At 70.4% G+C, this 14,767-nt stretch carries 15 protein-coding genes; 9 read left to right on the forward strand and 6 right to left on the reverse strand.

Going from position 1 to position 14,767, the window contains the following annotated elements; translation table 11 throughout:
- Positions 1–63: 63 nt before the first annotated feature.
- Both FHX68_RS08805 and FHX68_RS08810 read right to left on the reverse strand, forming a co-directional pair.
- Entirely contained in the window at positions 64–687 is a 624-nt protein-coding gene (locus FHX68_RS08805; RefSeq protein ID WP_141379337.1) for a response regulator, read from the reverse strand.
- The gene (locus FHX68_RS08810; RefSeq protein WP_141379338.1) at positions 684–1,862 is read right to left on the reverse strand and encodes a sensor histidine kinase; all 1,179 of its coding nucleotides are present in this window, start codon (positions 1,860–1,862) and stop codon (positions 684–686) included. The genes FHX68_RS08805 and FHX68_RS08810 overlap by 4 nt, the downstream gene beginning before the upstream one ends.
- A 150-nt stretch (positions 1,863–2,012) precedes the next feature.
- Here FHX68_RS08810 and FHX68_RS08815 point away from each other — a divergent pair, with 150 nt between their 5' ends.
- A complete protein-coding gene (locus FHX68_RS08815; protein WP_141379340.1) occupies positions 2,013–3,110 on the forward strand; it encodes an FtsX-like permease family protein in 1,098 nt (365 codons plus the stop codon).
- A complete protein-coding gene (locus tag FHX68_RS08820; protein WP_141379342.1) occupies positions 3,107–3,823 on the forward strand; it encodes an ABC transporter ATP-binding protein in 717 nt (238 codons plus the stop codon). Before FHX68_RS08815 ends, FHX68_RS08820 begins: the two co-directional genes overlap by 4 nt.
- A gap of 30 nt (positions 3,824–3,853) precedes the next feature.
- Here FHX68_RS08820 and FHX68_RS08825 read toward each other — a convergent pair whose 3' ends face one another.
- Positions 3,854–4,900, reverse strand: coding sequence for a LacI family DNA-binding transcriptional regulator (locus FHX68_RS08825; RefSeq protein ID WP_141379344.1), 1,047 nt, complete (start codon positions 4,898–4,900; stop codon positions 3,854–3,856).
- A gap of 59 nt (positions 4,901–4,959) precedes the next feature.
- Between FHX68_RS08825 and FHX68_RS08830 the strand changes: the two genes are divergently transcribed.
- From FHX68_RS08830 to FHX68_RS08840, 3 genes are all read left to right on the forward strand, one after another.
- A complete protein-coding gene (locus FHX68_RS08830) occupies positions 4,960–6,192 on the forward strand; it encodes an MFS transporter (protein WP_141379346.1) in 1,233 nt (410 codons plus the stop codon).
- A 239-nt stretch (positions 6,193–6,431) separates the two neighbouring features.
- Positions 6,432–7,124, forward strand: a complete 693-nt coding sequence (nucS, locus tag FHX68_RS08835; RefSeq protein ID WP_141379348.1) for an endonuclease NucS — start codon at positions 6,432–6,434, stop codon at positions 7,122–7,124.
- Between the two features lie 34 nt (positions 7,125–7,158).
- Positions 7,159–7,833: an HAD hydrolase-like protein gene (locus FHX68_RS08840; protein WP_141379350.1), complete on the forward strand. Its 675-nt coding sequence runs from the start codon at positions 7,159–7,161 to the stop codon at positions 7,831–7,833.
- A gap of 137 nt (positions 7,834–7,970) precedes the next feature.
- Here the strand turns inward: FHX68_RS08840 and FHX68_RS08845 are convergent, their stop codons facing one another.
- Positions 7,971–8,177, reverse strand: coding sequence for a cold-shock protein (locus tag FHX68_RS08845; RefSeq protein WP_018173742.1), 207 nt, complete (start codon positions 8,175–8,177; stop codon positions 7,971–7,973).
- Between the two features lie 385 nt (positions 8,178–8,562).
- Between FHX68_RS08845 and FHX68_RS08850 the strand changes: the two genes are divergently transcribed.
- A complete protein-coding gene (locus FHX68_RS08850) occupies positions 8,563–9,204 on the forward strand; it encodes a GntR family transcriptional regulator (protein WP_141379352.1) in 642 nt (213 codons plus the stop codon).
- 336 nt (positions 9,205–9,540) lie between these two features.
- Here the strand turns inward: FHX68_RS08850 and drmB are convergent, their stop codons facing one another.
- On the reverse strand, positions 9,541–10,374 hold the full coding sequence (gene drmB / locus FHX68_RS08855; RefSeq protein WP_229661436.1) for a DUF1998 domain-containing protein: 834 nt from the start codon (positions 10,372–10,374) through the stop codon (positions 9,541–9,543).
- A gap of 336 nt (positions 10,375–10,710) precedes the next feature.
- On the opposite strand from drmB, the gene FHX68_RS15865 reads away from it, so the two are divergent.
- From FHX68_RS15865 to FHX68_RS15875, 3 genes are read left to right on the forward strand one after another with little or no spacing between them, the layout of a single operon-like run.
- Entirely contained in the window at positions 10,711–10,998 is a 288-nt protein-coding gene (locus FHX68_RS15865; RefSeq protein WP_229661437.1) for a hypothetical protein, read from the forward strand.
- Complete coding sequence (mobF, locus tag FHX68_RS15870) at positions 10,932–12,629, forward strand: MobF family relaxase (RefSeq protein WP_280525031.1); 1,698 nt, start codon at positions 10,932–10,934, stop codon at positions 12,627–12,629. Before FHX68_RS15865 ends, mobF begins: the two co-directional genes overlap by 67 nt.
- 42 nt (positions 12,630–12,671) lie before the next feature.
- Positions 12,672–13,979 (forward strand): hypothetical protein, encoded by a 1,308-nt coding sequence (locus tag FHX68_RS15875; RefSeq protein ID WP_229661439.1) that lies wholly within the window; start codon positions 12,672–12,674, stop codon positions 13,977–13,979.
- A 181-nt stretch (positions 13,980–14,160) separates the two neighbouring features.
- Here the strand turns inward: FHX68_RS15875 and FHX68_RS08865 are convergent, their stop codons facing one another.
- Positions 14,161–14,760: a class I SAM-dependent methyltransferase gene (locus tag FHX68_RS08865; protein WP_013160123.1), complete on the reverse strand. Its 600-nt coding sequence runs from the start codon at positions 14,758–14,760 to the stop codon at positions 14,161–14,163.
- Positions 14,761–14,767: the final 7 nt, after the last annotated feature.

Raw genomic sequence — 14,767 nt, forward strand, 5'->3', positions numbered from 1 at the left:
TGTCACGGGGGGTCGGACTCCCAGTCTACCGGGGTCGGGACAGCGGTCCGGTCATCGGACCCGCTACGGCCGGAGCATCCCGTGCGCCCGGGCGTGCGAGACGGCGGCCGTCCGCGAGGTCACGCCGAGCTTCGTGAACACGTGCACGAGGTGCGACTTCACGGTCGCCTCGGTGATGTGCAGCCGCGCGGCGATCGCGCTGTTGGTCGCCCCGTCGGCGACGAGCTGCAGCACCTCGAGCTCGCGCCCCGACAGGGCCGCCTGCGGGCTCCGCATCCGCGACAGCAGCCGGCCGGCGATGGCGGGGGCCAGGGCACTCCCGCCCGCAGCCGCGGCGCGCACGGCGGCGAGCAGCTCGTGCGGCGGGGCATCCTTCAGCAGGTATCCGCTCGCCCCCGCCTCGACGGCGCTGAGGATGTCGCCGTCGCTGTCGTAGTTCGTCAGCACGAGCACGGGCGGGGCCAGGTCTGCGGCGCGGATGCGCGTGGTGGCGTCGGCACCGGTCGTCGCCTGCCCGAACTGCAGGTCCATCAGCACCAGGTCGGGAGTCAGCTCCGCGGCGGCCGCGACCGCCTCGTCGGGGGTCGTCGCCTCGCCGACGACGACGATGTCTTCGGCGGCTTCGAGCAGAGCGCGAAGGCCGGCGCGCACGACCGGATGGTCGTCGGCGATGACAATGCGGATCATGCGGAGCCTCCGTGCAGAGTGACGGTGAGGGTCGTGCCCTGGCCGGGGGCGCTGTCGATCGTGAGCTCGCCGCCGAGCTGCTCGACCCGCTCGGCGATCGCGCGCAGACCGAACGACCCGGCGGCCGCCGCCCCGGCTCGCACCTCCGCGGGGTCGAACCCGACGCCGTCGTCGCGGACGACGAGGATGGTACCTTCAGGCGCGGCGTCGAGGACGAGCTCGATCGTGTCGGCGTGGGCGTGCTGCCCGATGTTGGCGATCGCCCCCTGCGCGATGCGCAGAAGCGCGGTCTGCTCGTCCATCCGCAGCACGGACTCATCGCCGGTGACCTCGACGCACACCGTGCGGCCCGCCTGCGCTCCCTGCGCGCCGAGCCGCTGCAGTGCCGCGGCGAGGCCACCTTCGAGGGTAGGCGGGACGAGTTCCCGGATGAAGCGGCGCGTGTCGGCCAGTCCCTCGGCCGCCGTCTCGCGGGCGAGGCGGATGTGCTCGATGCCGGGCCGGTCGCCGTCGGCCGCCTCGGCCGCGTGCAGCAGCATCTGGATGCTCGACAGGCCCTGCGCGACGGTGTCGTGGATGTCGCGCGCGAGACGCCCCCGCTCGGCGAGCACGCCCTGCTCGCGCTCGGCTGCCGCAAGCCGGTCGCGCGTGCGAATGAGCTCACTGAGCAGCGCCTCGCGTTCGGCCGCCTCACGCGCGAGTGCGCGGTAGCCGAGGCCGATCAGCAGAGCCACCCCCGCCCCGACGAGCGGCCCGACGACCCCGCCCATCGTGAAGCCGCCGTGCAGACCCAGGGCGACCACGGCGATGAGGGTCGTGACGACGACCGCGATCGGTCCGGCGGCACCCCGCAACACGTGCAGATAGAGGAAGAACAGCGGGAAGACCAGGTACGCCGCTTCGGGCACGAGGATCAGCAGCGCGACCCAGCACACGGTCAGCGCGACGATCCACGCGGCTCCCGCCGCCGCTCGGCGGCGCGGCGCCAGAGCGGTGATGCGCGCTCCGAGCAGGTACAGCACGGCGAAGCATCCCGCGAGCGCCAGCGCCGCGCCCATCGTGCTCGGCCGGACGATGAGCACGCGCACGACGACCACCGCGAGCAGGGCCGCCGACAAGAGGTGCAGACCTGTGCGCAACCCGACGAAGACGGGGGTGAGGGTGCGGTGCGCCATGTCGGTCTCAGCGTACGTGCGGAGCCCCGCGCGCGTGATCCATCGAAAGTCGGATCGACACCGTGAACTATGCGGCGATGACCGGGCGCGACGAGATGACGAGGCTGGATGTCGGCGGCGGGAGATCCCCGATCGCAGAAGGGAGACACCGTGTTCGTCGCTTGGCGAGACCTGCGCGTCGCGCGCGGACGCTTCGTGCTGATCGGTTCCGTCGTCGCGCTCATCACTCTGCTCGTCGGCTTCCTCGCCGGCCTGACCGGTGGCCTGGCGGCGCAGAACGTGTCGGCGGTGCTCGCACTACCCGGTGATCGACTCGTGCTGCAGGCACCCGACGCGGGCACGCGGGCGTCGTTCTCGCAGTCGGCGCTCGATGACGAGACCGTGTCGGCATGGCAGCACGCCGAGGGCGTCGCCCAGGTCACTCCGATCGGGATCGTGCAGGGGCGGGCGGCGCGCGCGGATGCCTCCGACGCGGGCGGGTCCGCGGCGGGCGTCGCGCTCTTCGGCATCCCGGGCGATGCGGCGCCGTCGACCGTGACCGCGCTGGCTCCCCGTGCCGACGACCACGCGGGCCTGTCGGCCGGCGCGGCGAAGGCGCTCGATGTCGCCGTCGGCGACCACATCACCGTCGCCGGCACGAGCTTCGTCGTCGACACCATCGGCGGGGATGCGTGGTACAGCCACACGCCGGTCGTCGCGCTCACCCCGGTGGCGTGGGCCGACACCGACCGCCGCCTGGGCGGCGACGGCGACGCTACCGTGCTCGCCGTGTCGGGATCGCCCGACTGGGATGCCACGGTGGCGCGCACGCACACCACCGCCGCTCCTGCTGTGCAGAGCCTCACCGCACTGGAGACGTTCACGTCGGAGGTCGGATCGCTGGCCCTGATGATCGCGATGCTGTTCGGCGTCTCGGCGCTCGTCGTGGGCGCGTTCTTCACGGTGTGGACCATGCAGCGCGCCGGCGACATCGCCGTGCTGAAGGCGCTCGGCGCGTCGACCGGCTCGCTCGTGCGCGATGCGCTCGGCCAGGCCCTCGTCGTCCTCGTCGTCGGGATCGGTGTCGGCATCGGCGTCGTCGCGGTGCTCGGCTCTCTCGCCGGCGGCGCGCTCCCCTTCCTGCTCAGCCCCCTCACCACCGTGCTGCCCGCGACGATCATGGCCGCGCTCGGCCTCGCTGGCGCCACGGTCGCCCTCCGCACCGTCACCCATGCCGACCCCCTCACCGCGCTCGGGAGCAGCCGATGATCACCCTCGACGACGTCACCCTCACCTTCCCCGATGGCGATTCGCGCATCACCGCGGTCGATCACGTGTCGCTGAGCGTTGCGGCGGGTCGGGTCACCGGGATCACCGGCCCCTCCGGTTCGGGGAAGTCCTCGCTGCTCGCGGTGGCGGCGACCCTCATCCACCCCGACTCGGGGAGCGTGCGCATCGGCGGGATCGAAGCGGCGACACTGAGCCGCGGCGAGGCGACGGCGCTCCGACGCGAGCGCATCGGCATCGTCTTCCAACAGTCGAACCTGCTCCCCTCGCTCACCGCGCGCGAGCAGCTGCTCGTCATGGGTGAGCTCGGCGGTTCGGCGGCCGGCCGCCGGGCCGCGATCCGCGAGCGAGCCGACGAGCTGCTCGACGCCGTGGGGCTCGCGGCGCACGCCGGCAAGCGCCCCGCGCAGTTGTCGGGCGGTCAGCGTCAGCGAGTCGCGATCGCGCGCGCTCTCGTGCACGGACCCGACGTGCTCCTCGTCGACGAGCCGACGAGCGCGCTCGATCAGGAGCGGGGCGCCGACATCATGGACCTCATCGCCCGGCTCACCCACGAGCGCGGCACGGCGACCATGCTGGTCACCCACGACCTCGTCCACCGCGAGTCGCTCGACGACCTGGTCACGGTGGTCGACGGAGCGATCACCGCACCGGCCGCGCCCCGGCACCCGACGGACGCGGTCGCCGTCGGGTGACGCGCCGGCATCGGACCGGCGAAGTCGCGCTCAGCGGGGGAGCGGTCCGGTCGTATTCCCCTCGCGGAACGTGCACGTGAAGAGCACGGATGCCGGGGCGCGGCCGTCGAGCATCGCCGCGACGGCGGCGCCCGCCGCGCGGCCCTTGTCGGTCGGCGCCTGCACGAGCGTCGTGAGCTCGTAGGGCGACAGACCGTCGACGGGCACCCCGTCGAAACCGGTCACGCTGACGTCCTCGGGGACGCGGAGGCCCGCCTCTTCGGCGGCGCGGATGACGCCCGCGGCGAGCAGGTCGCTCTGGGCGATCACAGCGGTCGGGCGGCGCTCCGGGTCGGCGAACAGCACCCGCCCCGCGAAGACGCCCTGGTCGATCGAGCTTCCCGCCGTCGCCAGCGCGGGGGCATCCGGGTAGACATCGCGCGCGCCGTCGAGCCGTTCACGGGTGACGTCGATCGTGATCTCCGCGTCGGGCTCGATCCATCCGCCCGCGACCGCCGCGCTCGTGCGCAGGGTGACGACCGCCACGTCGGTGTGGCCGAGGCCCCGCAGGTGCGCGGCGGCGGTGCGCTGCGCCTCGCGGTTGTCGAGCAGGATGCGGGGCACGTCGTCGCCCGCGTCGCCCTCGATCACGACGATCGGCAGCCCGCGCAGGTGTGCGGTCTCGAGCGAGGCGCGCAGCGGTGCATCGCAGCCGATCAGCACCGCGGCATCCACCGGCACGGTGAGCAGAGTCGGCGCGTTCTCGATCTCGGGCGATGAGCGCAGCAGCAACAGACCGGCGCCGAACGGCGCGACCGCCTCGGCGAGGCCGTCCATCATGAGCCGTTGCACGGGGTCGAGGAACAGGTGGTTGAGGGTCGATCCGACGACGACGCCGACGATGCCGCTGCGTCCGCGCCGGAGGGATGCCGCGCGGGGGTCGGGCCCCGTGTACCCCAGCCGGGTCGCCGCCTCGGTGACGCGTCGACGCGTGGCATCCGAGACGGGGGTCTTTCCGCTGAACACCACGGATGCCGTCGAGGGCGAGACCGCCGCCTCGCGCGCGACGTCGGCGATGGTGGCTCGACGACTCGTCACCCTTGAATGGTAACCCGCCCACGCGCCGGGGCGTCGAATCGATTCGGTAGACTGTGTCGGTGACCGCTTCCTCCACCCTCGGCCGCCCGCAGCTGGTGCACTGGCGCACGGCGATCTTCACGCTGTTCCTCCTGTGCGGGCTCACCTTCGCCTCGTGGGCGTCGCGGCTGCCGGCGGTCAAGCAGAATCTCGGCATCGACGACTTCGAGGTCGGCGTGCTGCTGTTCGCGATGGGGGCGGGCTCGCTCATCGGCGTCATGTCGGCGAACGTCATCGTCGCGCGCTGGGGTGCGCGGCGCGGGCTCTCGGTCACCCTCGTCGGCGTCGCGATCGGCCTGTTCGTCGCCGCGCTCGGGGTCGACGCGCTGGGGTCGTACCCGGTCGCGGTCGTCGGGCTCGCCCTGATGGGGCTGTCGTTCGGAGCCACCGACGTGATGATCAACGTCGAGGCCGCCTCGGTCGAGCAGCCCTTCGGCCGCACCCTGATGCCGCTCTTCCACGCGTTCTTCAGCCTCGGCACGGTCGCCGGCGCCGGCATCGGCGTCGCGATGGCGGCGTGGGGCGTCGGGGTCACGTGGCACCTCGGCGTCGTCGCCGTCGTGTGGTTCGTGATCACGGGCGTCGCTCTGCGCTTCGTTCCGGCGTCCGAGCGGATCGCCGAGAAGGCGGTCGGCGCCATGTCGCCGCGGCGCGAGCGGATGCACGCGGCGCTCGAGGTGTGGCGCGACCCGCGCACCTACGCGATCGGCGCGATCATCCTTGGCATGGCCTTCGCCGAGGGCAGCGCCAACGACTGGCTGACGATCGCCGTCGTCGACGGCCACGGCGAGACCGAGGCGACGGGCGCGATCTTCCTCACGGTGTTCTCGGTGTCGATGACGGTGTTCCGCGCGATCGGCGGACCGCTGGTCGACCGGATCGGCCGGGTGTGGACGCTGCGCGCCCTCTCGATCGCCGCCGGGATCGGCCTCGTGATCTTCATCCTCGCGCCGAACCTGCCGATCGCGTTCGTCGGCGTCGCCCTGTGGGGCGCCGGCGCCTCGCTCGGGTTCCCGCTCGGCATGTCGGCCGCGGCGGACGATCCCACCAAGGCCGCGGCATCCGTCTCGGCGGCGGCGACCATCGGCTACGTCGCGTTCCTCTGCGGCCCGCCCGTGCTCGGCTGGATAAGCCACCAGATCGGCATCCTCAACACCCTCTGGATCATCGTCGCCCTCATCGCGATGAGCGGCCTCGCCTCCGGCGCCGCCAAGCCGATCGCCGGGTCGAAGGTCGGCACCGGCCACCACTGACCCCGTCGCGCGTCGCGGCCCGGCGGCTCGCCCGCGCCCGCGCCCGCGCCCATGCCGCCCGTGCCCGCCCCCGCCCGTGCCGTTTGCAGGAGTTTCACGCCGCCGCGGTCCCCAGAACCCGGCTCGCCCGGCGTGTCGTGTGGTCTGATCCTGCAAACGGCACGCCCGGTCGCCGCAAGTCCCACCGCAACCCGCCCCCGCGCGGCAAAGCCGGGCCGGGGAACTGCGAGACTTGTCGGGTGCGTCTCATCGTTGCCCGCTGCTCCGTCGACTACTCCGGGCGGCTGAACACCCACCTCCCCCTCGCGACGCGGCTCATCATGATCAAGGCCGACGGCACGGTCGCGTTCCACCGCGACATCCAGCACGCGCCGCTCAACTGGATGAGCCCGCCGTGCACGCTGACCGTCGAGCAGCCCGATGAAGAGTCGGCGTCGGCCGGCGTCATCGAGCACTGGCGCGTGACGCACGCGAAGACGGGGGATGCCCTGCTCGTGCGCATCTATGAGGTGCTGCACGACTCGGCGCACGAGCTCGGCGTCGACCCGGGGCTGCAGAAGGACGGCGTCGAGGCCGATCTGCAGCGGCTGCTGGCCGAGCAGGTGGATGTCATCGATCCGCGCGCGACCCTCGTCAGGAGGGAGTTCCCGACCGCGATCGGCCCGGTCGACCTGCTGCTGCGAAACCCCGACGGCGGCACGATCGCCGTCGAGGTGAAGCGGCGCGGCGACATCGACGGCGTCGAGCAGCTGACCCGCTACCTCGAGCTACTCAACCGCGACCCGCACCTCGCGCCGGTGGCCGGCGTCTTCGCCGCGCAGGAGATCAAGCCGCAGGCGAAGGTGCTGGCCGGCGACCGTGGCATCCGGTGCGTCATCCTCGACTACGAGGGCATGAAGGGCACCGAGTCGGGTGCCCCGCGCCTGTTCTGATCCGGGCACCGCGGGGCTGGATAGGCTGGATGCCATGACGTTGCGATCGCCCTGGACCTGTGTGCTGTGGGATGTCGACGGCACGGTGGTGGATGCCTCGGAGGGAATCCTGCGCCGCCTCGCGATCGCGCTCGAGCACTTCGGCAAGCCGGCCGCGACCCGTGAGGAGCTCGTGCACTGGATCGGGCCGCCGATGTTCGAGTCGTTTCAGACGAACGTCGGCATGACCCCCGACGAGGCCTCGGAGGCGGTGGCCTACTACCGTATGATCGGCAAGGCCGACGGATACACGACCGGCGCGAAGCTGTACCCGGGCATCGGCGAGCTGATCTCCGATCTCGATGCGGCCGGCGTCGCGCAGGCGACGGCGAGCTCGAAGCCCGAGAACCAGGTGTCGGCGCTCGTCGATCATTTCGACCTCGCGCCGCATCTGCAGGCCGTGGTCGGGGCGACGCCCGACGAGAAGACGTTGGCCTCGAAGTCCGACATCGTGGCCGAGGCGCTGCGGCGGCTGCAGGCCGCCGGCGCCGACACCTCGCGCCCGGTCCTGATCGGTGATCGCCACCACGATGTCGAGGGCGGGGCGACGCAGGGCGTTCCGGTGATCTTCGTGCGCTGGGGCTTCAGCTGGCCGCACGAGAGCGAGGGTGCGGCCGCAGCCGTCGACACCCCCGAAGAGCTGCGCGCGCTGCTCCTCATCGAGGACTGAGAAGCTCGCCCCCAGGCCCGGCCCAGGCCCCGGCACCAGCCCCGGGCGCCGGGTACGCGAAAGGCGCCGCGGTCCGGGTGGACCACGACGCCTTCAGCGATCGTTGAGAGCTCGCGCTGGCGCGAGCCGTCACAAGATCAGAGGGGTCGGATGTTCTCCGCCTGCAGGCCCTTGGGGCCCTGGGCGATCTCGAACTCGACGCGCTGGTTTTCCTCGAGGGAGCGGTAGCCGCTCGACTCGATGGCGGAGTAGTGAGCGAAGACGTCTGCGCCGCCCTCATCGGGAGCGATGAACCCGAAGCCCTTCTCCGAGTTGAACCACTTGACGGTGCCCTGCGTTGCCATGAACTGCCTTACTGACGTGCGATGACGACGCGATTGCGCCGACACCGACAAACCTAGCCGTGGGAGGCACTTTCCGCGTCATCCTTTTGTCTAAGGTGACACAAACGTTGCAACATCCCGTCACGTTCGACCCGCTCGCCACGCCCGGAAACCATTCGACGCCCGGGCGCATCGCGCTTGGCGCGTCGCCCGGGCGTCGACGGATCCCCCCGGATCGGTCACGCTCAGCGTGACATGGCCCAGACTACTGATATATCGGGGCGGTCAGGAGGTCCTGTGGGTGGGAATCCGCCCAGAGATCGTGCAGGAGTCGCGCCATAACGCGACCGGATTGCACGGCCGGCGACACGGCGTTTCAGCTCCGGCACTCGTAAACTGTCGGGCGATGAGAGCAACGCTTGACCCGATCCGCCTGAACGGCGGCACGATCCTCAGCGACGAGGTCTACGCGCGCATCGGGGCGGCTATTCTCGACGGCACGCTTCCGGCCGGAGCGCGGCTGCGCGACGTCGAGCTCGCCGAACAGCTCGGGGTCTCCCGCACGCCGGTACGCGAGGCGCTGCAGCGCTTGGAGCGCTTCGGCCTGGTCGAGGTGGCCGTCGGCCGGTACACGCGGGTGTCGGAGCCGAGCGATCGGCTGCGCGAAGAGACCGTCGAGTTCACCGCCTACTTCATGGGCAACGCCCTGCGCATCGCGCTGCAGCGGTGCAGCGACGATCAGATCGCCGCGATCGTCGAAGCGGCGGATGCCGTGGTCGCAGCCGCCCGGCGCGAAGACGGGCTGTCGCTGTTCGAGGCATCCACGACGATGTTCCAGCAGGTGACGCGGGGCACCGGAAACTCGGTGTTCATCGGGTTCATCCGCGAGGCCGCGCTCGCGATCGAACGGAATCTGCGCGGCTGGCAGCCGTTCATCGGATGCCCGATCGCGCCTGCCGACGGATATCAGGAGCTGCGCACGTGCATCGCGGAGCGCGACGCCGACGGCGCCGAACGGATGCTGCGCCACCTGCACGGCCTGGCCTGAGCGCGCCCAGGCTGATCGAGCCGCGCGTCATCGGAGTGAACGCGCGGATCACGGGCGATGTTCTCGTCCTGAGCCGCGACTCGTTCATCGACGATGTCGCGACTCAGGACCTGTGGTGCGCGAGGGGGGACTTGAACTCTTGCCCCCGCCCGGACAGGCACCCACGCTAGGACGCAGAAACCCGCATGAAAGCAACGGTTTCCGGGGTAGCGAAGGCATGCGCCTACCTCTCGATACGCGCAGAAACGTACTTGGTGCCCCATCGTTTGCCCCATGAGCACAGCCCCCGCGTGACGATGGTCCTCCTCGTCGCAGGTATCGTCCTTCAGAAACGTTTCAGTCTGAGAACGCGTCAGAGAAGTAGCCCAAGTTCGGGTCATCCAGAGTGCCGATCACGAGACCTCGATCGAGGAACCGATTGAATTCCTCACAGCTGGTCTCGGGGAGGAGCCCACAGGCGTGACACGCCGCAAGGTTGCAGGAGTCCGGCCCCTGCCCCTTCTCGCCTGCATCCATACACACCGGATCAGTCGAGCACCAGTGAGCGTCCGCCAGTGCAGAGGCAAAAACTTGCCGTAGGTTGTCCGGGCGTGCCATGCGAACAAGTCCACCCATCGTCCCTTCTGAGTCGCCCGCCGCTGTGTAGATCAGTACGCCGGCCATGTTCCGACCAGCCGAGTCAGAGACGTAGAGACGCTCCCGGAGCGAAGCCGAGCTGTAGCCGCAGGCGAAGATGAATTCGTTGATCAAAAGATGCGACAGCGTATGCAGCAGCACGAACCTTGGGCTAATCGTCCGCCCCTGCAACCCACGCTGGCTTGCCACTGATCCGTAGTGATCGGTGATCCGCTGAGCGCGCGCCTGAACCTCCGCACGCCCCTCCCAGCCTGCAAGGCGTGCCCCATCGAGTTCGAAGTAGATTCCTTCACCCTTGACCACATAGGCCGGCAGCCAATCCTGTGCAGGGGTCAAGCTGGCACGCCTGAGCATCGCTTTCCCCTCCGTCAGCTTCAGCTCGCCGTCGCGAACCCGCGTAAACCCCCGCAACGCGCGCGTCTCCCGAAGCACATCGATCGACCTCACGCGAGAGAGGTGGCTTGCTAGATCAGCGTGAACACCCGGGTCGGATGCCGCGAGGAAGTCATCTTTCGGTGTCTCGCGAATCTTCACGTATTCCGGATGCCGCCAGATGTCGTCGCTCGTCAGGCTCTCCGCGTCGACCGGAGTCTCGGCTGGCTCCTCCCCGCTGCTCGTGCCGCCCTACTCGACCGGTGGAACACGCCGAGGAACACCTCCGATCAGTTCCCCGAATCACCTTCCGCATGCAGACCCCGACGAACCCTCTCCCGGACGACGCCCGAAGAACTCCCCCCGCGACCTCCCTACCGTCCAAGGCCTCTCCGACACTCTCGACCTCCTCCTCCTACCTCCTATCCCTCCCCAGAGAATGGACGTATGTTACCATGGTAGATACATAGGGCGTGCTACTAGACACAGAGGTGTATCATGAAGGGCGGTGTGATCCTGTTCCGGGGCACCGGGGCGGATGCGCTGCGCTATCTGGAGTCCGACCGCACCAGGGCTGACGAGTATTACCTGGAGGCGGGCACCGCGCTGGCGGAGTTCACCTCTGTCGATGCCGAGGGGCGGGTGATCGGTGAGGTCGCGCTGTCGGCGGACGAGTACCGCCAGTGGGTCGATTGGGTAAACGCGCTCACCGGGAGTCAATGGGCAAGCCTCGACTGCCGGGCGATGGGCGGCGTGGGTCGCCTCGGTTCGCGGAGATGGTCGTGAACGTCTCCAAGTCCCTCTCCGTCGCCGCCGCGCTGCATCCCGAGGTGTCGGAGGCGCTGGACGCGGCGCAACGCGACGCTGTGGCCGGGATTCGCTCCTGGCTCGGACAGCACTCCGTCACGAGGGTCGGACCGCGCGGCGCCCAGGAGGTCGTGCCAGTCGAGCAGTTGGAGACGGTGGCCGTCTCGCACAAGACGAGCCGAGCGGGTGATCCGCACCGGCATATCCATTTCCAGATCGGCACCCGCGTCTGGACGGATGGTGCGTGGCGGGGTCTGGATACGGCGGCGTTGTTTCGGCAGCAGGGCGCGATCCGCGCGCTCGGCACCGCGGTCATCGCGGCGCACCCGCAACTCGCCGCCATGCTCGATACGCACGGACTCACCCTCGATCCCGTGGCTGGGGAGGTCGCGGAGCTGGAGCCGTGGAATGCGCTCATGTCGAAGCGCGGCGCCCAGGTGGCGAGCAACCTGGCGAAGTTCACCGCCGAGTGGGAGGCGGCGCGTCCCGGCGAGGAGCCGGGGCCAGTGGTGCGCGCCAGGCTGCACGCGAAGGCATGGGACCACGAACGGCCGAACAAGAAGCCGTCGCAGCTCGGCTCCGAAGCAGGCTGGCGGCGCGAGCTGCAGGACGCCGGCTACACGCCGGACCTGCCGCGCGCCACCGTGCAACCCGCGCGCACGCTCGATGAGCTGGCCGTGCAGCAGATCGCGTCCCGAGCGCTCGACCGGGCCGCGGCTGCTGCATCGGCCTGGACAGTGCATGACGTGCAGGAGCAGGTGACGCGCATCGTCACCGAAGCCGGCGTGCGCGCCACCCCGGACGAACTGCGTGAGTTCATCGGCATCACGACGCGGCTGGCGACGGGCGACTGCCTCTCGATCCTTCCGCCCGGCGCACCGACGCCGGAGCATGTGGCGCACCTGACGACGTTGCACGTCGTCACGGTCGAGACAGAGCTGCGCGACCGGCTCGTTGCACGCGCCACGGCGCGCGCGTCCGGCACAACCCCGTCCGTGCGCGAGCCGGGATTGGACGCGGACCAGGCGCGCGCCGCTGCCGCGGTCTCCTCATCCCGGCCGCTGGTCGTGGTCGAGGGCGCGGCCGGTGCAGGCAAGACCACCATGCTCGGCGCGGCGACCCGCACCGCCGAGCGCGACGGCCGGAGCGTGCGGGTCATGACGCCGACGAAGAAGGCCGCCGAGGTCGCCGCGGTCGAGCTCGGCGTGCCGACCGACTCGGTTGCCGCGCTCGTTCACGCGTACGGATTCCGGTGGAACACCGATGGAGTCTGGACACGACTCGCGCCCGGTGACGCCGACCCGGAGACGGGCGCGGCCTACCGCGGCCCGGCGAAGGAGAACCGCCTGGCTCATGGCGAACGGATCGTGGTGGACGAAGCCGGGATGCTCGACCAGGACACCGCCCTCGCCCTCCTGACCGTCACGGACGAAGCCGGCGCGACGCTCGCCCTGGTCGGGGACCGGGCACAGCTCCCCGCGGTCGGACGCGGGGGGCGTGTTCGACATCGCCGCCGCGCTCGTGCCGCGAGTGTTCGACCTGACGAGCCTGCACCGTTTCACCGATCCCGAGTACGCGCAGCTCACCCTCGACCTCCGAACCGGCCGTGACCCGCCAGGCTGTTCGACCGGCTGCATGCGCTCGGCCTGGTCGTGCTGCACGAGGACACCGAAACGCTACGCGCCGCGGTCGCAGCCGACCGGATCGACGAGGCCGCGATCACCGCGGCGACGAACGACGAGGCCCGTGAACTGAATGCCCTGATCCGAGAGAACCGGGTACGCGCCGGGTTGGTCGACGACGCCCGCACCGTCGAAGGCTCCGACGGGTTGAGCATCGGGCGGGGCGACCTAATCCAGACCCGCCGCAACGACTCGGAAGCGGGCGTGACGAACCGGCAGACCTGGATCGTCCAGCAGGTCGGCAGAGACGGCGACCTGTGGGTACGGGACACCGCCTCCGACCGGAAGCAGCAGCGCACGGTGCGACTGCCCGTGGAGTACGTCGCGGAGCACGCGCACCTGGCCTACGCTGCGACCGCCTACGGCGTCCAGGGCCTCACAGCGCCGGAGTCCCACACGATCCTCTCCGACGCCCTCAGCGCGGCCGGCGTCTACGTCGGCCTCACCCGCGGGCGGGAGACGAACCGCCTGCACGTCGTCGCCGCCGACCTCGGGGACGCCCGCGAGCAGTTCACGGCCTCACTCGAGCGGGACCGCGCCGACCGTGGACTTGTCGAGGCGACGCAGCGGGCACAGGTCGCAGTGTCCGGGCTCACCGACGACGGGCCAGTGCAGGAGGTGAACGCCGAGCGTGCTCGCCTCAGCAAGCAAATCGAGAAGGCCGAACGCCTCGCCGCGAGATGGGAGCAGGCAGCCGCGGCCTTCACCGACCTGGCGAAACGACACAAGGCCGAGGAGGACGAGCAGACCACGATCCTCGCTACGGTCGAGAACGAGGCACAACGAGTGCGGGCGGAAGTCTTCGGACCGCTCGTCGTCCAGGCGGCAGATGATGGCACGGCCGTCGTAACCGCGCAGTCGCGACTGTGGCAAGCGTCGCGCGCGAAGGACGCAGCACGGGGGTTCCGCAAGCGCAGCGCCGCCCGTGCGCTATACGCCGCGACCAGGGAACGCGAGACCGTCGAGATGACCGCCCGGCGCAGGTGGGGCAGCATCCCCGCCGCAGCCACGAGTGTCGAGCCGTGGGCCGAGTCCGTCACCAGCCGCGAGGCTGACGCGCACCCACGCGTGATCGAGCAGCGGCAGCTCGTAGACGCGGCCCGGAAAGCACAGCGGGAACTCACCGCCCAGCACATGGAGGAACGGCGCAGGCTCATCCACGACGTGTTCGGAGACCTCCGCCTGGGCAATCCACGCGAGTACGCCGCGACGTGGCGACAGCACGCCGAACGCCGCACGCCGCACCCTCGACACCATCGAGGCCCTGCCCGTCACTGAGGCCGCGCAGCTCATCCGCGACCGCGCCGCGCAAGATCAGGCACGACGCGACGCTGCGGAGCGCGCCGAGACCGCACGGAAGGCACGCGCTGCGAAGCTCCACGACTTCACCAAGCGGCCCTCCCGCTCCGGCCCGACACCGCCCAGCCGGGGGCTTGGGCTTTAGTCGGGAGTGTGTCGTCTACTCGGGCTTCGTCCAGGTCAGGGTGTAGCGGTACCAGAACCGACGGCGCACCCGACTGGCTGGCAGTACCTTGCTGGAGATGCGCCTGATCTCGGCGAGTGATTCCGAAGGACGCGCGACAGCCATGCCGGGGTAACCCGATTCACCGCGGAGCTTGCTCAGCAATCGGATGGGGAGCACGTGCACCCCGGACACGATCCAGTCCCAGGCAGTCTTGTTCGCTGACAAGCCGACGATGCAGAGACCGCCCCCCGGCTTGAGCTTCGCGTTCATCTGTTCGAGAGCGGCGAACAGGGGCATGTGGTGGAGCGTGGCGACGCAGGTGATGAGGTCGAAGCTTTGCCCATCCAGCTCCGGTGCGGTCAGGAATGAGCCGAGGACGACCTGGGCGTTCGGCGTCTCGGTCAGGCGTCGTCGTGCTTGGTTGATCGCGCGTGGATCAGGGTCCAGGCCGATCACCCTCGTGGCTTTGGTTGCGAGCTTCTCGACCAGGAGGCCGTCTCCGCAGCCGATGTCGAGCACATCCCCGCCTGATGGCGGCACGGCGTCCAGCAGCTCCGCGTGGTAGGCGGTGTTGTGGTTCCAGTAGTCGACCATCGGTCTC

The sequence above is a fragment of the Microbacterium lacticum genome (assembly GCF_006716815.1).
GTDB classification, from domain to species: Bacteria; Actinomycetota; Actinomycetes; order Actinomycetales; family Microbacteriaceae; genus Microbacterium; species Microbacterium lacticum.